The sequence below is a fragment of the Dactylosporangium sp. NPDC000521 genome (assembly GCF_042898305.1).
GTDB lineage: Bacteria > Actinomycetota > Actinomycetes > Mycobacteriales > Micromonosporaceae > Dactylosporangium.
Window position 1 is genome coordinate 616,298 of record NZ_JBIAYW010000003.1, and the last position, 18,180, is coordinate 634,477.

At 73.0% G+C, this 18,180-nt stretch carries 16 protein-coding genes and 1 pseudogene; 7 read left to right on the forward strand and 10 right to left on the reverse strand.

The genetic code is table 11. The features are described from left to right. The 3 genes and pseudogenes from ACFY3L_RS13000 to ACFY3L_RS13010 all read left to right on the forward strand — a co-directional run. Positions 1–761: pseudogene (locus ACFY3L_RS13000) on the forward strand (hypothetical protein); the annotation flags it as partial. Positions 762–830: 69 nt separating this feature from the next. Beyond that, positions 831–2,273 carry a flavin-containing monooxygenase gene (locus ACFY3L_RS13005; protein ID WP_389322205.1) on the forward strand — a complete coding sequence of 481 codons (1,443 nt, stop codon included), beginning with the start codon at positions 831–833 and terminating at the stop codon, positions 2,271–2,273. Further along, positions 2,270–3,100: an alpha/beta fold hydrolase gene (locus ACFY3L_RS13010; protein ID WP_389322207.1), complete on the forward strand. Its 831-nt coding sequence runs from the start codon at positions 2,270–2,272 to the stop codon at positions 3,098–3,100. Before ACFY3L_RS13005 ends, ACFY3L_RS13010 begins: the two co-directional genes overlap by 4 nt. A 137-nt stretch (positions 3,101–3,237) precedes the next feature. Here the strand turns inward: ACFY3L_RS13010 and ACFY3L_RS13015 are convergent, their stop codons facing one another. From ACFY3L_RS13015 to ACFY3L_RS13025, 3 genes are all read right to left on the reverse strand, one after another. Next, complete coding sequence (locus tag ACFY3L_RS13015) at positions 3,238–4,317, reverse strand: zinc-binding dehydrogenase (RefSeq protein WP_389322208.1); 1,080 nt, start codon at positions 4,315–4,317, stop codon at positions 3,238–3,240. Then, a complete protein-coding gene (locus ACFY3L_RS13020; RefSeq protein ID WP_389322210.1) occupies positions 4,314–5,660 on the reverse strand; it encodes an aldehyde dehydrogenase family protein in 1,347 nt (448 codons plus the stop codon). The genes ACFY3L_RS13015 and ACFY3L_RS13020 overlap by 4 nt, the downstream gene beginning before the upstream one ends. Before the next feature lie 187 nt (positions 5,661–5,847). Next, positions 5,848–6,999, reverse strand: a complete 1,152-nt coding sequence (locus ACFY3L_RS13025; RefSeq protein WP_389322212.1) for an acyl-CoA dehydrogenase family protein — start codon at positions 6,997–6,999, stop codon at positions 5,848–5,850. 58 nt (positions 7,000–7,057) lie between these two features. Here ACFY3L_RS13025 and ACFY3L_RS13030 point away from each other — a divergent pair, with 58 nt between their 5' ends. Next, on the forward strand, positions 7,058–7,693 hold the full coding sequence (locus ACFY3L_RS13030) for a TetR/AcrR family transcriptional regulator (RefSeq protein ID WP_389322214.1): 636 nt from the start codon (positions 7,058–7,060) through the stop codon (positions 7,691–7,693). On the opposite strand, the gene ACFY3L_RS13035 is transcribed toward ACFY3L_RS13030, so the two are convergent. Continuing rightward, complete coding sequence (locus ACFY3L_RS13035; protein WP_389322216.1) at positions 7,690–8,301, reverse strand: hypothetical protein; 612 nt, start codon at positions 8,299–8,301, stop codon at positions 7,690–7,692. The two genes, ACFY3L_RS13030 and ACFY3L_RS13035, sit on opposite strands and share 4 nt — an antisense overlap. Before the next feature lie 90 nt (positions 8,302–8,391). Then, positions 8,392–8,853: a PaaI family thioesterase gene (locus ACFY3L_RS13040; RefSeq protein ID WP_389322218.1), complete on the reverse strand. Its 462-nt coding sequence runs from the start codon at positions 8,851–8,853 to the stop codon at positions 8,392–8,394. An 82-nt stretch (positions 8,854–8,935) separates the two neighbouring features. Here ACFY3L_RS13040 and ACFY3L_RS13045 point away from each other — a divergent pair, with 82 nt between their 5' ends. From ACFY3L_RS13045 to ACFY3L_RS13055, 3 genes are read left to right on the forward strand one after another with little or no spacing between them, the layout of a single operon-like run. Further along, positions 8,936–10,378: an AMP-binding protein gene (locus ACFY3L_RS13045; protein ID WP_389322220.1), complete on the forward strand. Its 1,443-nt coding sequence runs from the start codon at positions 8,936–8,938 to the stop codon at positions 10,376–10,378. 39 nt (positions 10,379–10,417) lie between these two features. After that, positions 10,418–11,089 (forward strand): response regulator transcription factor, encoded by a 672-nt coding sequence (locus tag ACFY3L_RS13050; protein ID WP_389322222.1) that lies wholly within the window; start codon positions 10,418–10,420, stop codon positions 11,087–11,089. 2 nt (positions 11,090–11,091) lie between these two features. Further along, entirely contained in the window at positions 11,092–12,477 is a 1,386-nt protein-coding gene (locus ACFY3L_RS13055) for an ATP-binding protein (RefSeq protein ID WP_389322224.1), read from the forward strand. 27 nt (positions 12,478–12,504) lie between these two features. Here ACFY3L_RS13055 and ACFY3L_RS13060 read toward each other — a convergent pair whose 3' ends face one another. From ACFY3L_RS13060 to ACFY3L_RS13080, 5 genes are read right to left on the reverse strand one after another with little or no spacing between them, the layout of a single operon-like run. After that, positions 12,505–13,437, reverse strand: coding sequence for a TAXI family TRAP transporter solute-binding subunit (locus tag ACFY3L_RS13060; protein ID WP_389322225.1), 933 nt, complete (start codon positions 13,435–13,437; stop codon positions 12,505–12,507). Between the two features lie 31 nt (positions 13,438–13,468). After that, positions 13,469–14,197, reverse strand: coding sequence for an HAD family hydrolase (locus ACFY3L_RS13065; protein ID WP_389322227.1), 729 nt, complete (start codon positions 14,195–14,197; stop codon positions 13,469–13,471). Further along, positions 14,194–15,276, reverse strand: a complete 1,083-nt coding sequence (locus tag ACFY3L_RS13070; RefSeq protein WP_389322229.1) for a glutamate--cysteine ligase — start codon at positions 15,274–15,276, stop codon at positions 14,194–14,196. Before ACFY3L_RS13070 ends, ACFY3L_RS13065 begins: the two co-directional genes overlap by 4 nt. 11 nt (positions 15,277–15,287) lie before the next feature. Next, positions 15,288–16,265: an aldo/keto reductase gene (locus ACFY3L_RS13075; protein ID WP_389322231.1), complete on the reverse strand. Its 978-nt coding sequence runs from the start codon at positions 16,263–16,265 to the stop codon at positions 15,288–15,290. Between the two features lie 18 nt (positions 16,266–16,283). Further along, the gene (locus ACFY3L_RS13080; protein ID WP_389322232.1) at positions 16,284–18,077 is read right to left on the reverse strand and encodes a bifunctional metallophosphatase/5'-nucleotidase; all 1,794 of its coding nucleotides are present in this window, start codon (positions 18,075–18,077) and stop codon (positions 16,284–16,286) included. Positions 18,078–18,180: the final 103 nt, after the last annotated feature.

Sequence of the window (18,180 nt, forward strand, 5' to 3'; positions counted from 1 at the left end):
ACGCGTCCACCTTCGCGCGCACCGACGACGATGCTTCCACCGACGCGCGCTTCGACAACGACGCGTCGACCTACACCCGCGCCGACGACGACGCGTCCACCTTCGCGCGCACCGACGACGATGCTTCCACCGACGCGCGCTTCGACAACGACGCGTCGACCTACACCCGCGCCGACGACGACGCGGCCACCGACAGCCGTGACGACGACGCGGACGTTGACGTCGCGGATGACACCGACGCCGACACCGCCGACGATCGCCGGGACGACACCCTCGCCGGGCCGGTCCTGACCGACGACCCCGTTGTGACCGACGAGCCTGTCGCCGCCGGCGAGGACGGCACCAGCAGCGAAGCGCTCGAAGGCGGCGAGGCCCTCGACGCCGGCGACGTCGTCGCGGTCCCGGTGCCGGCGGGAGCGGCGGACGGCGACCCCACCGGCGCGGCGGGCGCGGCCGGGCAGGAGCTGCGGCCGGGCGCGGTCGAGACGGTGCCGGTCGGGGCGATCTGGGCCGACGGCGCCGCCGACGGCCTGCGCGAACGGTGGCGGGAGCTGCAGCTGCGCTTCATCGACGACCCGCGGTCCGTCGCCGGTGAGGCCGACCAGCTCGTCACCGAGGCGGTCTCGGCCGTCACCGGCGCACTCGAGTCGCAGCGGGCGCGGCTGAGCGCCTGGCAGCAGGAGGGCGGCGAGGACACGGAGCGGCTGCGGGCCGCGGTGCGCCAGTACCGCGACTTCCTCGATCGCCTGCTCGGCCTGTGACCGCGTAGCTTCCCCGCGAAGATACCCGGTGGTAACCTCCCTGGTACCAGTCGGTACCAGGGAGGCTGCATGCATGTCAGGATCGCGATCGTCGGTGCGGGCTTCGGCGGCCTGGGCGCCGCGATCCGGCTCAAGCAGCGCGGCTACGACGACTTCGTCGTCTTCGAGCGGGCGGCGGACCTCGGCGGCACCTGGCGCGACAACTCCTACCCGGGCTGCGCCTGCGACGTGCCCTCGCACGTCTACTCGTTCTCCTTCGCGCTGAACCCGGCCTGGAGCAGCACCTACTCCCCGCAGCCCGAGATCTGGCAGTACCTGCGCGGCTGCGCGGACCGCTTCGGGCTGCGGCCCAGCATCCGCTTCGACACCGACGTGCGCCTGGCGTGCTGGGACGCCGCCGCCGGGCACTGGCGGATCGAGACGTCCCGCGGCGAGTGGACCGCCGACGTGCTGATCAGCGCCGGCGGCCCGCTCAACGAGCCGGTCGTGCCGAAGCTCGCCGGCCTGGAGACCTTCCGCGGCGAGACCTTCCACTCCTCCCGCTGGAACCACGACCTCGACCTGACCGGCCGCAAGGTCGCCGTCATCGGCACCGGGGCGTCGGCGATCCAGCTCGTGCCGGCGATCCAGCCCTCCGTCGCCCGCCTGACCCTCTTCCAGCGCACCGCCGCGTGGGTCATGCCGCGCAACGAACGCCCACTGCGCCGCTGGGAGCACGCCCTGTACGAACGGGTCCCCGGCGCCCAGCGGCTGATGCGCACGCTCGTCTACTGGGCGATCGAGTCCACCGTCATCGGCTTCCTCCGCCCGCCGGTGATGCGGCTCGCGCAACGGATCGCGCTGCGCAACCTGCGCTCCGCCGTCGCCGACCCGGCGCTGCGCGCCAAGCTGACCCCGGACTACGCGATGGGCTGCAAGCGGGTCCTCAAGTCCAACACCTACTACCCGTCGCTGACCCGGGACAACGTCGACGTGGTGACCGAGCCGATCGCGGAGGTCCGTCCACAAGGGATCGTCACTCGCGACGGCGTCGAGCACGAGGTCGACACCATCGTCTTCGGCACCGGCTTCCACGTCACCGACCTCCCCATCTCCGAACGTGTCCGTGGCCGCGACGGCCGCAGCCTGGCCGAGGTGTGGCAGGGCAGCCCGCGGGCCTACCGCGGCACCACCGTCGCCGGCTTCCCCAACCTCTTCCTCCTGCTCGGCCCCAACACCGGCCTCGGCCACAACTCGGTCGTGCTGATGATCGAGGCCCAGATCGAATACGTCCTGGGCGCCCTGAAAACCCTGGACCGTGCTCGCAGCATCGAGCCGCGGGCGGAGGCGCAGCGTGCCTTCACCGCCGCCGTCGACCGCCGCATGGCGAAGACGGTCTGGGCGACCGGCGGCTGCAGCAGCTGGTACATCGACACGACCGGCCGCAACTCGACCCTGTGGCCGGGGTCCACCTGGCGCTTCCGGCAGCGGATGAAGCGCTTCGACGTCACGGCATACGAGGTGAGCGCATGACCGCACGGGAGCGCAGCGGAGGTGGCGGCATGACCCTGCACAGCGTCCGCAAGGGAACGGGTGAGCCGCTCGTGCTCATCCACGGCATCGGCCACCACTGGCGTGCCTGGGAGCCGGTCATCGACCTGCTCGCCGAACGCCACGACGTGATCGCGATCGACCTGCCCGGCTTCGGCCGCTCGCCCGCCCCGGCCGACAACCAGGGCATGCCGAGCGCCGTCGCGGCCCTGGCCCAGTACTTCGCCGAGACGGGCCTGGACCGGCCGCACGTCGCAGGCAACAGCCTCGGCGGCGCCATCGCCCTGGAGCTCGCCGCCGCCGGCCACGCCCGCTCGGCGACCGCCCTGTCGCCCGCCGGCTTCTGCACGCCCGCCCAGGTGCGCCGCGCGCTGAGCATCCTGCGCGGCCACCGCGTCGGCGCCTTCACCCCCACGCCATTGCTGAAGGTCTTCTACCGCACCGGCTTCGGCAAGGCCTTCTCCTTCGGCTGGCTGGTGCGCGACCCGAGCGTCCTCACCGCCGAACGCGCCCTCGCCGACACCCTGGCCCTGCGCGGCGGCAAGGGCTTCGGCGCCGTCGCCCGCCACGGCCGCGCCTACACCTACACCGCCCGCCCCGACGTCCCGGTCACCGTCGCCTGGGGCTCCCGCGACCGCATCTTCCTGCCGGTCCAGGCCGACGTCGCCCGCGAACGCCTCCCCGGCGCCCGCCACGTCGCCCTCGACGGCTGCGGCCACGTCCCCATGAGCGACGCCCCGGCGCTCGTCGCCGACGTCATCCTGAGCACGACCGCCGCCGCCGCGACCCGCCCGCACGCCCAGGCATGACAGCAGCCACGTCACGACTGCGGCGGTGAGCTGCGAACGGGACCGATGCATGGCTGAGATGCTGCCTCAGTCGCATCGGTCCCGTCCGACGATCTCGGCGGAGCTGTGGACAACACCCCGCTTGTGGACAACGGGCTTCAGAAGCGGACGAGCGTGCGCCCCCCGACGCCGGAGCGCATCCGGTCGAACGCCGCCGGCACCTCGTCCAGCGAGACGTGGTCGGTGACGAGGCCGGACAGGTTCAGCGCCCCCGAGCGGTAGTGCGACAGCAGCATCGGCACGTCGACGGCCGGGTCCGTGCTGCCGTACATGCAACCGGTCAGGGTCCGCGCGAAGTACGCCACCTCCAACGCGTTGAACGTGACCTCGTCGGCCGTCGAGCCCATGCCGAGCACGGTGGCGTGCCCGCCGCGCCGGGTCACGGACCAGGCGGCCCGGATCGTCGCGGCCCGCCCCACGCACTCGATCGCGTGGTCGGCACCGCGGCCGGAGGTCAGGGCGCGCACCTCCTTGGCGAGGGACGGGCCGGGGGACAGGAAGTGGGTCGCGCCGAGCGACAGCGCCAGGTCGGACTTCGACGGTGACGCGTCGACGGCGATGATCGTCGACGCCCCGGCGATCCGGGCGCCCTGCAGCGTCGCGAGCCCGACGCCGCCGAGTCCGATCACGACCACGGACTGGCCGGCGGCGACGCGGGCGGAGTTGAAGACCGCCCCGACGCCGGTGAGGACCGCGCAGCCGAGCAGCGCCGCCTCCTCGAGCGGGATGTCCGCGGGCACAGGGATGCAGGCGTGCGCGCCGACGACGGTCTCGGTGGCGAACGCCCCGGTGCCGAGCCCCGCGTAGAGGTCGTCTCCGAGCGCGGTGCGCGCATAGGGCACCCCGCGCGCCTCGTCCGCGTGCGCGCACAGGTACGGCTCGCCGGCGTCGCAGAACCAGCAGGAGCGGCACGGCGGCGACCAGTTCAGCACCACGTGGTCCCCGACCGAGATGTCCGAGACCGACGACCCGACCTCGACCACCACCCCGGCGCCCTCGTGCCCCAGGACGGCGGGGAACGGCTGGCGGAGGGTGCCGTTGGCGAGGGACAGGTCGGAGTGGCAGACCCCGGCTGCCGCCAGGCGCACCCGCACCTGCGACGGCCCGACGGGGTTCAGCACGACGTCCTCGACCGAGGCGGGACCGTCCACCGCCCGCAGCACCAGCGCGGACGTCACAGCTGGATCGCCTTCACCGACGTGAACTCCTCGAAGCCGTGGACGCCGAGCTCGCGCCCGTACCCGGAGTCCCCGATCCCGCCGAACGGCGCGAGGGGGTTGAACGACCCGCCGTTGACGTCGACCTGGCCGGTCCGCATCCGGCGGGCGAACGCCAGCGCCCGGTCGGAGGACGCCGACCAGACGCTGCCCGCGAGGCCGTACGGCGTCCCGTTGGCGATCCGGACGGCGTCGTCCTCGTCGCGGTACCGGATGATCGACAGCACCGGCCCGAAGATCTCCTCCTGTGCGATGACGGAGTCGGGGTCGACGTCGGCGAAGACGACCGGCGCCACGTAATACCCGACGTCGGGCACGGATCCGTCGCCGAGCGCCATCCGGGCACCGTCGGCGACGCCACGCGCGATGTAGGACCGCACCCGGTCGCGCTGGGCGGCGGAGGCGAGGGGGCCGAGGCGGGTCGCCGGGTCGGTGGGGTCGCCGACGGTGTACTTCGCCGCGGCCGCGACCGCCAGGTCGACCACCTCGTCGTGCTGCGACTCGTGGACCAGGAGCCGGGTCCAGGCGGTGCAGGTCTGGCCGGAGTTCAGGAAGCAGTTGCCGATGCCGACCTTCACCGCGGCGGCCAGGTCGGCGTCCGGCAGGAGCACGTTGGCGGACTTCCCGCCGAGCTCGAGCGAGACGCGCGCCAGATGCGACGCGGCGAGCGCCGCCACGGCGCGGCCGGCCCGCGTCGACCCGGTGAAGGACACGAGATCCACCCCGGGGTGCCCCGCCAGGGCCGCCCCGGTCGGGTCGCCGTAGCCGGTGACCAGGTTGTAGACGCCGGAGGGCAGCCCCGCCTCGCGGACCAGCTCGGCGAGGCGCAGCGCGGACAGGGGCGCGACCTCGCTCGGCTTGTGCACGACGGTGTTGCCGGCGGCCAGCGCCGGGGCGAGCTTCGCGATCGTCTGGTGTAGCGGGTAGTTCCACGGGGTGATCGCCGCGACGACCCCGACCGGGTCGCGCACGACGAGGGAGTTGCCGATCCGCTCCTCGCACTCGTCGCGGTCGAGCAGGTCGACCATCGAGGACAGCACCGCGATCGGCAGGCCCACCTGCACCTTGCGGGCGACGGCCAGCGGCGCGCCCATCTCCGCGGTGATGATGCCGGCGAGCTCGTCGGCGTGCGCGACGAGCAGGTCGCGCAGCGCCGCGAGGTGCGCGGCCCGCGCAGCCCGCGGCAGCGCCGACCACGGCCCGAGGGCGGCCCGGGCGGCGGCAACGGCCGGATCCACGGAAGCGGTCTCCGGGACGGACCCGATGACCTCCTCGGTCGCCGGGTTGTAGACGTCGATGCTCATGCCGCCACCTTCCGCTGCGCTCCAGGCGTCGGCCTGAGCCGAACCTGCCATGCTGATGAGCGGCCCGAGCCGCTCCGCTGCCCGCTCATGCCGCCACCTTCCGCTGCGCTCCAGGCGTCGGCCTGAGCCGAACCTGCCATGCTGATGAGCGGCCCGAGCCGCTCCGCTGCCCGCTCATTCAGGCCCCCTAGACGAACGCGTTCACGCCGGTGAGGGCGCGACCGATGATGAGTTTCTGGATCTGGCTCGTCCCCTCGTACACGGTAGTGACCCGTGCGTCGCGCAGGTACTTGCCGACGGGGTATTCGTCGATGTACCCGTAGCCGCCGAAGACCTGCAGCGCCGCGTTCGCCGAGCGGACGGCCGCCTCGGAGGCGTACAGCTTCGCGGTGGACGACTCGGTGGCGAAGGGCAGCCCCCGGTCGATCAGGTCGGCGACCCGCCAGGTCAGCAGCCGCGCCGCATCGGCCTCGACGGAGATGTCGGCGATGAGCTGCTGCACCAGCTGGAACGCGGCGATCGGCCGGCCGAACTGCTCGCGCTGCTTCGCGTAGGCGACGGCGGCGTCGAGGCAGCCCTGGATGATGCCGACGCAGCCGGCCGCGAGGGACATCCGGCCCTTCGCCAGGGCCGACATTGCGATCTTGAAGCCCTGACCGAGCTCGCCGAGCAGCGCGTCCTCGCCGACGGTGACGCCCTCAAAGGTCAGCGCCGCGGTCGCCTGCCCGCGCAGCCCGAGCTTGCCGTGGATCTCCTCGATCCGCAGCCCCGGCGTGTCCGTCGGCACCAGGAAGGCCGACACCCCTTTCGGTCCTGGTCCGCCGGTACGGGCGAACACCAGCGCGACCTGTGCCCAGGTGCCGTTGGTGATGAACATCTTCGCCCCGTCCAGCCGCCAGCCCCCGTCGACCCGGGTCGCCCGCGTGGACAGCGCGCCCGCGTCGGAGCCCGTGTCGGGCTCGGTCAGCGCGAAGCAGCCCAGGGCGTCGCCGGCGCACAGCCGCGGCAGCCAGGCGGCCTTCTGCGCCGGCGAGCCGTAGCCGTTGATGCTCTTGGCGACCAGGCCGAGGGACACCGACACGATGCCGCGCACCGACGAGTCGCCCTTGCCGAGCTCCTCCAGGACCAGGCAGTACGTGGTGTGGTCGCCACCGCTGCCGCCGTGCTCCTCGGGGATCGTGATGCCGAAGATCCCCAGGTCGGCGAGCTTCTTGACGATCGCGAGGTCGACCTGCTCGGCGCGGTCCCAGGCGGCGGCGTGCGGGGTGATCTCGCGGCTGACGAGGTCGGCGGTGACCTGACGGATCGCGCGCTGATCGTCGTTGAGCGTGAAGTCCATGCGAGCTCCAAGAAACCCGGTCCGTTAACTAACGCTGTTAGTTTCTAAGATCGTAGCCATGGTCCGCCCCAGAACGCCACTCCTCAGTCGTGACCGCATCGTCGAGGTCGCCACCGCGATCGTCGACGCCGACGGGCTCGACGCGCTGTCCACCCGGCGGCTGGCCCGCGAGCTGGGCGTCCAGGCGCCGTCGCTGTACAACCACTTCGCCACGAAGGAGCAGATCGTCGACGCGATCGGCGACGCCATCGTCGCCGGCGTCGACCTGTCCATGCTCGGCCGCGACCCGTGGCCGGACGCGCTGAAGGCGTGGGCGCGGGCGTACCGGGCGGCGTTTCGCGCACACCCCAACGTGGTGCCGTTCCTGGCCCGCGGCCCGGCCCGCCGGCCCGCGTCGCTGCGCCTGGCCGAAGCGGTCTACGGCGCGCTGGTGGACGCCGGGTGGTCGCCGGGGCACGCGACCCGCATCGGCGCGACCATGCGGTTCTTCGTCGCCGGCTCGGCGCTGGGCTCGTTCGCGCTCGGCTTCGTCGACGATCCCAGCCTGTACGCCACGGACTACCCGCACCTGCGCGACGCCCACCTGCTGGCCGGGCGGCACACCCACGTCGACGACAGCGCGTTCGAGCTGGGCCTGGAGGCCCTGGTGGACGGTCTGGAGCGCAAGTTCGAAAGGCTCCAGGACAGGGGTTAGGCGGCCGCCTCCTGCGGCATGACCAGCAGCAGCTGGCCGCCGGGGCGGGTGCTCATGCGGACCGGCAGGCTCATCATCCGGCCGGCGCGGATCAGGACCGTGGCGGTCTCCAGGTCGGGCACCCGCAGGCCGGGGGAGCCGGACCGGGACGGCCCCGACACCAGCAGCACGCCCCGCCACGCCGACTCGGCGAGCAGGCGGCCGTGGCGGATCTGGCGGGCCGACCGGGGCAGCTCGGGTGCGCCGCACAGGTCCACGTACCCCTGCTGCCAGGCGCGGTCGAGGAAGCCGGCGGTGCCGGAGACGGTGTCGCAGAACACGCGGAAGATCTCGTAGCGGTGGCGCGTGCCGGCGGTGTAGCGGTGCACGCTCGCCGAGTGGCCGGCCGCCCCCAGCAGCTCGACCAGCCGGTCCGCGGCGACGGAGCGGTTGAACTCGGCGAGCACCCCCGCCGGCACGTGTGTGAACGCGGAACGGACCCGGGCACCCCCCAGCGCCCGGGCTCGTCCTCCTCCGCCACACACCCCTGCACATCGCACCAGCACGGCTGCCTCGAACGCGGCGACGGCCGAGGCCCGGTAGCGCTCGCCGGTTGACACGATGTCCACCCGTTCACCGTGGCGGTTCGGACCGTACCGGCGGAATCGCGCACGTGGTTCCTTGAGAGAAACTTGACGCTGCGAAACCGGGTGGAAAACTCAGGCCGCCATGAGGACCTGCGTGCAGCGGCTGGCCGCCAGGGTGGTGCCCTCCACGTCGTACAGCTCCGCGGCGCAGAACACGACCTTCCTGGTGCGGCGCAGGACGGTGCCCACGGCGCGCAGCGTCCCGGGCCGGGTCGGCCGGAAGAACTCGACCCGCAGGTCCGCGGTCAGGAACAGCTCGTCGCGGTCCAGCGTGGTGAAGCAGGCGCCGCCCATCGCCGAGTCGAGGATCGCGGTCACCAGGCCGCCCTGGATCACCGGCCCGCCGGGGGTGGTGAAGCCGTAGTCGACGGTCGCGTCCCACTCGACGGTCGAGCCGCCGGGCTCCCAGCCGGTGCGCCGGAAGCCCAGCGTCCGCCACAGGTTGGGGCCGGCGCTTCCATTGGGGCCCCGGCTGGAGTTCCAGTCGCCGACGTCGGAGAACCGCTCGCCGGCGGTGATCGGACGGTCCGTCATGATGCGGCTCCCTCGCGAAGGTCTTGACAGTGCCCAGGTATCGGCATAGGCAGTGTAGAAACATTGCGACTGGAGGTCGTCGATGCCCAACCTCGCCCGCCTCGCGGAGGCGTCCCTCGACCGGCACGGCGACTACCCCGCACTCTGCTTCGAGGGCGCCTGGCACACGGCGGGGGAGGCGCACGAGCGCGCGACCCGCATCGCCGGAGGGCTGCGGGCGGCCGGGGTGCGCCCCGGTGACCGGGTGGCGGTCGTCATGGCCAACTGTCCGGAGGTTTCGCAGGTGTACCAGGCGGTGTGGCGCGCCGGTGCGGTGGTCACACCGGTGGTCTTCCTCGTCACCGCCGACGAGCTCGGCCACGTGCTGCGCGACTCGGGCGCCGTCGCCGTCGTCACCTCGCCGGAGCTGGTGCCGAAGTTCGGCGACCTGTGCCGCGAGCTCGGCGTGCCCGCGATCGTCGTCGGCACCCCGTCCTTCGACGCGCTGCTGGCGGCCGACCCGATCCCGATCGTGGACCGGGACCCCGGTGAGATCGCGGCACTGCTGTACACCGGCGGCACCACCGGACGCAGCAAGGGTGTCGCGCTCAGTCACGCCAACCTGGCGCACGCGGGCCGGGTCTCCCGGGAGGCGGCCCACACGCCCGGCCTCAACACCGGCATCACCGCCCTGCCGCTGTCGCACTCCTACGGCCTGATGGTCACCGTCGGCGCGATGCAGGCCGCGGAGCCGCCGGTCGCCGTGCTGCAGCGGTGGTTCGAGCCGGCCGGCTGGCTGCGGCTCGCCGCCGAGCAGCGGGCGCAGACCGCCGCCGTCGTCCCGTCGATGATCGTCATGCTGCTCGGCCAGCCCCTGGCGGAGCACGACCTGAGCGCGCTGCGGTTCGTGTTCTCCGGCGCCGCCCCGCTGCCGCCCGCCGCGGCCGAGGCGTTCGAGCGGCTGGTGCCGTCCGCGCGGGTCCTCGAAGGGTACGGCTGCACCGAGACCGGCGGGATCGTCAGCGGCAGCCCCCTGGACGCGCCCCGCCGCGGCACGGTCGGCAAGCCCCTCGAAGGCATCGAGGTCCGGCTCGGCGACGACGGCGAGATCCTCGTCCGCGGCCCGAACGTGATGCGTGGCTACTGGGGCGCGCAGGAAAGCGGCGTGACCGGCGGGTGGTTCGCGACCGGCGACATCGGCGCGATCGACGGCGACGGGTACCTCAGCATCATCGACCGCAAGAAGGACCTCATCATCCGGGGCGGGTTCAACGTGTACCCGCGTGACGTCGAGGACGCGCTGACCGCCCACCCCGCCGTCGCGATGGCCGCCGTCGTCGGCCGGCCCGACGAGCGGCTCGGCGAGGAGGTGATCGCGTTCGTGTCGCTGACGGCGCCCGGTGCGGCGACCGCCGACGACCTCGACGCCTACGCCCGCGAGCACCTCGCCCCGACGAAGCGGCCCCGGGAGATCCGCGTCCTGGACCAGATTCCGCTGACCAGCGTCGGCAAGCTCAACCGGAAGGCGCTGCGGACCCTCGTCTGAGCACCCGCGCCGTCGCCCTTGCGCATACCATTGCGCACGATGCGAGTGATGCTGGTCGAAGACGACGCACGGGTGGCGGCCGCGCTGGCCACCGCCCTGCGCAGGCGTGGGCACGACGTCGCGCACTGCCCGACCGCGCAGGCGGCTCTCGACACGTTCGCCGGCGAGCCGTTCGACCTGGTGCTGCTCGACCTCAACCTGCCCGACGGCGACGGCATCGAGGTGTGCCGCACCCTGCGCCGCAAGGACGAGTCGGTCGCGATCATCGCCGTCACCGCCCGCGGCGAGGAGCGCGACCGGGTCATCGGGCTGCAGACCGGCGCCGACGACTACGTCGTGAAGCCCTACTCGATGGCGGAGCTCAACGCGCGCATCGAGGCCGTGCTGCGCCGCGCGTCGCGGGCGCCGCAGAGCGCCGTCGAGGTCCTCGCGGCCGGCCCGGTCCGGGTCGACGTCGCCGCCCGCCAGGTCTCCGTCGCCGGCCGGGACGTCGCGCTCACCCGCAAGGAGTTCGAGATCCTCGCCGTGCTCGTCCGCACGCCGGGCGTCGTCGTCACGTACGACCGGCTGATCCTCGCCGTGTGGCAGACCAGCTTCGTCGGCCGGCACACCCTCGACGTGCACGTCGGCTCGCTGCGGGCGAAGCTCGACGTGCCTGGCCTGGTGCAGACCGTCCGCGGCGTCGGATACCGCCTCGTGCCGGGACTCTGACCGTGCGGGTCCGCCTCGTCGCCACGTACGTGCTGCTGCTCCTGCTGGTGCTCATCGCCCTCGAGGTGCCGTTCGCGCTCAGCATCGCGAGCCGCGACACCCAGCAGGTCGTCGCCGACCGGCTCGCCGACGCCAGCCGCTTCGCCACGATCGCCGAGCCGGCGCTGCGGGCACCCCGCGAGACCGACGAGCTCGCCGCCGAGCTGGCCCGCTACGACGCAGTCTACGGCATCGCCGCGATCGTGCTCAACCAGGACGCGGTCGGCATCGTGTCGTCCCGCCCCGGTGCCGACCCTGCCGGCCTCGCCGACGAGGCGGTGCTGCGGCAGGCCCGCCGCGCCCTCGAAGGCCGCGAGGCCAGCGACGACGGCACGATCTGGCCGTGGCGGACGGCGCCCTTCGTGGTCGCGGTCCCGGTCGGCCGGGGCGGCGAGGTCATCGGCGCCGTCGTCACCATCTCACCCGTCGGCGGGCGCGTCACCGGCGTCCGCACCACCTGGAGCGTCCTGGCCGGCGGCGGGCTCGTCGTGCTGTTCGCGGGCATCGTCGCCGCCTGGTCCCTGGCCAGGTGGACGCTGCGCCCGGTCGCCGAGCTCGACGCCGCCGCCCACGAGCTCGCCGCCGGTGACTACGCCGCCCGCGTGCCCGCCGCCGACGGCCCGCCGGAGCTGCGCCGCCTCGGCACCGCCTTCAACGAGATGGCCGCGACCGTCGCCGACGCCCTGGAGCGGCAGCGGGCGTTCGTCTCCCACGCCAGCCACCAGCTGCGCAACCCGCTCACGGCGGTGCGGCTGCGGGTCGAGGACCTCGGCGCCGACCTCACCGACCCGCAGGCCGTCGAGGGCCACCGGCTCGCCGTCGAGGAGGTCGAACGCCTCGGCGAGGTGCTCGACAGCCTCCTCGCGCTCGCCCGCGCCGAGCGGGGCCGCTTCGAGCTCGCCGACATCGACGCCGGCGAGGTCGCGTGGGCGCGGGTCGTCGCGTGGCAGCCCGTCGCCGCGCAGAAGCAGATCACGCTGCGCTACGTCCGGCCGCCGCACGCCCTGAAGGCCCGCGCGCTGACGACCGCGCTGGACCAGGCGCTGGACGCCCTGATCGACAACGCCGTCAAGTTCTCGGCCGAGGGCAGCACCGTCACGGTCCGCCCCACCGCCGACAAGGGCGGCGTCGCCGTGCACGTGATCGACACCGGGCCGGGCCTCACCGAGCAGCAGCGCGAGCTGGCCACCGAACGGTTCTGGCGGGCGCCCGGCACGCAGAACGTCGACGGCAGCGGCCTCGGCCTGCCGATCGTCGCGGTCCTCGTCGAGGCGTCGTCGGGCCGCCTGGACCTGCTCGCCAACGAGCCCAGCGGCCTGCACGCGCGCCTGTGGTTCCCGAGCCCCTGAGGCTGTGGCTGTGGCGGTGGTCGCCGTTCAGGCCTTCTGCGCGCGGTAGTAACGGACGGCGCCGGGGTGCAGCGGCAGGGGCGGAGTGCTGATCGCGGAGCGGATGTTGAGCCGGGCCGCCGCCTGGTGCGCCTTGGCGAGCTCGTCGCGGCCCTCGAAGAGCAGCCGCGTCACGCCGTAGGCGAGGGGCTCGGGCATCGACCCCCGCACGACGAGATAGTTGGCGATGCCGATCGCGACCGTCGGGTTGATGCCGTGGTACGCCGAGGCGGGCACGACCCGCTCCGCGTAGTAGTTGCCGAACGCCTTGCGCAGCGGCTGGACGAACGTGTCGAGGGCGAGGAGCCGGATCGGGAACCGCTCCGCCAGCTGCTGGATCAGGCCGACGGCCAGCCCGCCGGAGAAGAAGAACGCGTCGATCTGGCGGGCCTGCAGCGCCTTGACCGAGTCGTCGAGGTTGAGCGGCCGCTGGATGATGCTCGCCTTGAGGCCGCCCCCGGCGACGTCGAGGATGTGGTCGGCGGTGCCGGCGGTGCCGGAGCCGGCGGAGCCGACCGACACCTGCCTGCCGCGCAGGTCCGCGACGGTCTCGATCGGGCTGTCCCGGGCGACGACGAGGTGCACGTAGTCGTCGTAGATGCGGGCGAGCGCGGCGAGCTGCCCCGGCGCGGCCTTGTCGCCCTCGCCCGCGGTGTCGGCCTGGGTGAAGCCGAGCTCGGCCTGGCCGGCGAGGATCGCGCCGACGTTCTCCTTCGACGCGTTCGTGGTGAGGACGCTGGCGTGGACGTCCGGCAGGTAGCGCTTCGCGAGGTCCGCGATCGCCTTGCCGTACTGGTAGTAGACGGCGCCCGTGCTGCCGGTCGCGATCCGCAGGTTCCCGGTCGCCCCGTCGCCGTCCGACTCGCAGGCCGAGAGCAGGACGGCGCCGAGACCGCCGAGCAGGAGTGCCCGGCGGTTCACGACGGCCCGCCCGGCAGGAGCGCACGCCCACTCATGCCGGGGCGTCCCGCAGGCAGGCCGTCAGGATCTCCAGGGTCTCCTCCGGGGTGCGGTGCCGGACCGTCGTCATGCCCAGCGCCCGCGCCGGCTTGAGGTTGCCCGGCAGGTCGTCGACGTAGACGCACTCCTGCGGCGGCAGCCCGATCGCCGCCGCGCCCAGCAGGTAGATCTGCGGGTCAGGCTTGCGCACCCCGACGTCGCCGGAGATCACGATCCCGTCGAACAGCTCGTCCAGCAGGATCCGGTCGTACCGCTGCGAACCCCACGAATTGGAGATCAGGCCCGTGCGGATGCCGCGGCCGCGGGCGGCACGGACGAAGTCGAGCATCGCCACGTCGGCGGTGGTGGCGCCGAGGAGCCGCTCGATGAGCCCCTCCGGTGCCACGCCGACAGGCCCCTCCGGCGCCCCGCCGACGGGCACCTCCGGCGCCCCGCCGACGGGCACCTCCGGCGCCCCGCCGACGGGCACCTCCGGCGCCCCGTCGACGGGCACCTTCGGTGCGCCCCCGAGCAGCGCCGCGAGCCCGGCCTCGAACTCGGCGTCGGGCAGCGTGCCGTCCTCCAGGCCGCTGAGCAGCGACCGGGCGGCCGGGTCGTCGCGGAAGAGGTCGCGGACCGTGCCGGGCGGCAGGCCCTCCCGCGCGCAGAACGCGTCGAAGGAGGCGAACACGTCGGTGGTGAGGACCCCGCCGTAGTCGACCAGCAGCCCGCGCAGCGTCATCCGGTGCCTGTCCCTTCGGCCGTCTCCTTTGCGAGGGACTGTACGACCTCGCGGTGGTCCTTGACCGCCCGCTGCCGGGTCGCCGACGTGCCGCGCCCGCGGAGGTCCTCGAGGAGGTCGACGGCGATCTCCCACTCGCCGCGGGCCTCCAGCGCCGGGCGGACGTGCTCCATCAGCGCGTCGACGCGGGCGATCGCGGGCAGCGCGGACCGGGTCGACGGGTCGACGAGGTGGCCGCTGAGCCCGGACCTGGCGGCCCGCCACGTCGCGGCCCGCAGCAGCACCTGCGGCGCCTCCGGCAGGGGCCGGCCGGCGGCGTCGTCCTCGGCGGCGACCGTGACGAGACCGCGGGCGAGCGCGGCGAGCAGCACCGCGTCGTCGACGTTCGGGCACGAGTCGGCGACCCGAACCTCGACGGTCGGGTACCGCGCCGACGGGCGGGCGTCGAAGTAGACCATGCCCGCGTCGCTGATCACGCCGCTCTCCACGAGCGTGTCGACGACCCGCTGGTACTCCGCGGCGGAGTCCAGGTCTGGGGGAGGACCGACGGTCGGCCACCGCGACGTGACGACCGTCCGGTACGACGCGTACCCGGTGTCGTGGCCGGCGAAGTACGGCGAGCTGACGCTGAGCGCGAGCAGCGCCGGCAGCCACTCCCGGATCCGCCGGGTGATCCGCACCGCGAGGTCCTTGTCGGGCACGCCGACCTGCACCTGGCACGCGGCGACCTGCTGCTCGTCGACGAGCTGCCGGTACTCCTGAGCCATGCGCTCGTAGCGCTCGTCGGGGTAGACCCGGCTCGGAGCCGCGCCCGAGCCGGGGACCGTGCCGGCGGCGACGACCGCCAGGCCGTGCCGCCCGGCGGACTCCACCAGGGAGCGGCGCTTCTCGATCAGGTCGGCGCGCAGCGCGGTGAGGTCGGTGTGCACGCCGGTCGCCGTCTCGACCATCGAACGGTGCAGCTCCGGCTCGGCGTCCGCGGCGCGCAGGATCCGCCGGGCGGACGGCGACAGCTCGCCGGTCTCCGCGTCGACGACGTGGAACTCCTCTTCCACCCCGATCGTCTCACCGGTGATCACAGCGTCGCCCCCTACCACCGGCTGTGCACCGACTGGCGGATGAGGTCGTCGTACACCTCGCGGACCGCTTCGTGGGTGGCGGCGGGCAGCGGGTCGGCGCCGCCGACGGCCGCGTTGGCGCGGGCCTGCTCGCCGTTGCGGGCGCCGGGGATGACCACGGACACGGCCGGGTGGTCGACGATCCAGCGGAGCGCGAACTGCGCCATCGTCAGCCCCTCGGGCTTGAGCGGCGCGAGCCGGCGCACGGCGGCGAGCCCGGTGTCGTAGTCGACGCCGGAGAACGTCTCGCCCTGGTCGAACGCCTCGCCGTGCCGGTTGTAGGTGCGGTGGTCGTCGGCGCCGAACGTGGTGTGCTCGTCGTAGCGCCCGGACAGCAGGCCGCTGGCGAGCGGGACGCGGGCGATGATGCCGACGCCCATCTTCTCCGCGGCGGGCAGCACGTCGTCCAGGGGCTTGAGCCGCAGCATGTTGAAGATGATCTGCACGGTGGCGACGCCGGGCCGGGCGATCGCGGTCAGCGCCTCGGCGACCGTCTCGACGCTCACCCCGTAGGCCTTCATGCGGCCTTCCTGCACCATCAGGTCCAGGCCGTCGAACACCTCGTCGGTCGAGTACACCTCCGACGGCGGGCAGTGCAGCTGCACGAGGTCGAGGGTGTCGACGCCGAGGTTCTCGCGGGAGCGGTCGTTCCACGCGCGGAAGTTGTCGAGGTTGTACCGGTCGGCCTCCTGCGGCACCCGGCGGCCCATCTTGGTGGCGACCGTGATGCCCGGCCGGTCCTTGATGAAGGCCCCGACGAGGCGCTCGCTGCGGCCGTCGCCGTACACGTCGGCGGTGTCGATGAACGTCACGCCCGACTCGTGCGCGGCGGCGAGGGTCGCGAGCGCCTGGTCCTCGTCGACCTCGCCCCAGTCGGCGCCGAGCTGCCACGCGCCGAGCCCTACCACGCCGACCGGGGCTCCGGTCCGTCCTAAGATCCGTTCCTGCATGCCGCCCAGAGTATGGCGTTACACGAAGACCGGCACGTTGTCCCGCACGAGCCGCCAGTTCGGGGTGAAGAAGTCGGCCGGATTGATCGAGCCCTTCGCCTGCGCCCAGTCGATCAGCAGCTGCCGGATCTCCTGCTGCGCGTTGTAGACCTGCGGCTTCACGATGCCGGGGAAGTTGCCGCCGCCGGAGCGCCGGTAGTTGTTCACCGCGACCACGAACTGCTCCGCGTCGCCGACCGGCGTGGTGGTGCCGGTGCTGTCGTCGCGGCGCACCAGGCGCGTGATGCGCTGCCCGACCGGCTTGCTGATGTCGATGTCGTACTCGACGCCGGAGATCACGTCGTAGTTGTAGTCCGGCACGGACGGGTCGTTGATCGTCGCCGGGTCGACGGGAGCACCGACCGGCAGCGTCACGAAGTACTTCGCCGAGTACTCCAGGTAGGCGCGCACCTCGGCGCCGGTCAGGACGACGGCCTCCAGGGTGTTGTCGTAGATGTACAGCCCGGCCACGTCCTTGATCTTGACGTCGCCGGCGGGGAACACCGCGGTCCGCGAGAACGGGGCGGCGATCGACAGCACCGGCAGCGCCGTGCCGAGCGCGGCGACGACCGTGTCGGTCTGGACCTTGTTGATGTAGTCCAGGATCGGGGTGTCCTTGTAGCGGGACTCGGCCGCCGACAGCGTCTCGGTGGAGGTCGCGACGACCTGGTTGACGTAGGCGACGGTCTTGTTGTGCTGGGCCCGCACGGCGGCGACGACCTTGGGGTCGGCCTCGACCGTGTTGGTGTTCAGCGACGTCGACGCCTTCGACGTGATCACCCAGCGGCCGCGGTCGCGGCTGAGCTGGAAGTCCATCCGGGTCAGCCGCTGGCCCCACCGCGACGGCTCCGACAGCAGCACCTGCGCGCCGGTCGCCGTGTTGGTCACGAAGCGCTGCGGGATGTCGCTGTGCGCGTGGCCGAAGAGGATCGCGTCGATGCCGGGGACCTGCTCGGCGATGAGCGCCGACGGGTTCTCGTTCGGCAGCTCCGGGCCGTAGCTGGACTTGCCGCTGTCGCCGCCGTGCGCGGAGATGAGCACGATGTCGGCGCCGCGGCGGCGCATCTCGGGCACGTACTTCGCGGCGGTGGCGACGCAGTCGTCGAAGCGGAGCGTGCCCTCGACGTTGGCGCGGTCCCAGATGGCGACGCCGGGGTTGGTGAGCCCGAGGATGCCGACCCGGAGGTTCGGCGCGCCGTGACCCAGGTCGACCTTCTTGATGATGTACGGCACGAACGCGGGCCGGCCGGTCTTCACGTTGACCGCGTTCGCGGCCAGGGCCGGGAAGCCCAGCTGGCGGATCCACAGGGCGAGCAGCGGCAGCCCGTAGTTGAACTCGTGGTTGCCCAGGGTGACGGCGTCGTAGTCGATGACGTTCATCGCCCGTGCCATCGGGTGCTTCTCACCGGTCGTGGTGATCGGCTCCTGCTTGGCGTAGTACGTCGCCAGGGGCGTGCCCTGGATCGTGTCGCCGGCGTCGAGGACGAGCGTGGCCTTGCCCCGCCGCTCCGCCCGGATCTGGTTGACGAGCGTGGCGACCTTCGCCAGGCCGATGTCGTTGTGGGCGCTGTCGTCGTACTCGGCGTCCTTGTAGTAGTCCCAGTTGTAGACGTTGCCGTGGGTGTCGGAGGTGCCGAGCAGCGTGAGGTCCCAGGTTTTGGGGTTCGCCGCGGGTGCCGCGTCCGCCTTGCCGCCGGCGACGAAGGGTGCCGCCGCCGTTGCCGCCGCGGCGGCCAGGACGGCTCGCCGGGAGGTGCCTGAAGGGTTGTTCATGTGCGGCACCTTATGCGCGTATCGATGCTATGGGCGAATCGAAAGCTTGATGCATTTCGATGTATCTCGGGACCATGGCAGGCGGCCAGGTAGCCGACGGTTG

Excerpts from the sequence above, each read along its gene's own strand:
- ACFY3L_RS13005 (WP_389322205.1), top strand. The coding sequence starts at position 831 with ATGCATGTCAGGATCGCGATCGTCGGTGCGGGCTTCGGCGGCCTGGGC.
- ACFY3L_RS13010 (WP_389322207.1), top strand. The coding sequence starts at position 2,270 with ATGACCGCACGGGAGCGCAGCGGAGGTGGCGGCATGACCCTGCACAGC.
- ACFY3L_RS13020 (WP_389322210.1), bottom strand. The coding sequence starts at position 5,660 with ATGAGCATCGACGTCTACAACCCGGCGACCGAGGAGGTCATCGGGTCC.
- ACFY3L_RS13025 (WP_389322212.1), bottom strand. The coding sequence starts at position 6,999 with ATGGACTTCACGCTCAACGACGATCAGCGCGCGATCCGTCAGGTCACC.
- ACFY3L_RS13030 (WP_389322214.1), top strand. The coding sequence starts at position 7,058 with ATGGTCCGCCCCAGAACGCCACTCCTCAGTCGTGACCGCATCGTCGAG.
- ACFY3L_RS13040 (WP_389322218.1), bottom strand. The coding sequence starts at position 8,853 with ATGACGGACCGTCCGATCACCGCCGGCGAGCGGTTCTCCGACGTCGGC.
- ACFY3L_RS13045 (WP_389322220.1), top strand. The coding sequence starts at position 8,936 with ATGCCCAACCTCGCCCGCCTCGCGGAGGCGTCCCTCGACCGGCACGGC.
- ACFY3L_RS13050 (WP_389322222.1), top strand. The coding sequence starts at position 10,418 with ATGCGAGTGATGCTGGTCGAAGACGACGCACGGGTGGCGGCCGCGCTG.
- ACFY3L_RS13065 (WP_389322227.1), bottom strand. The coding sequence starts at position 14,197 with ATGACGCTGCGCGGGCTGCTGGTCGACTACGGCGGGGTCCTCACCACC.
- ACFY3L_RS13075 (WP_389322231.1), bottom strand. The coding sequence starts at position 16,265 with ATGCAGGAACGGATCTTAGGACGGACCGGAGCCCCGGTCGGCGTGGTA.
- ACFY3L_RS13080 (WP_389322232.1), bottom strand. The coding sequence starts at position 18,077 with ATGAACAACCCTTCAGGCACCTCCCGGCGAGCCGTCCTGGCCGCCGCG.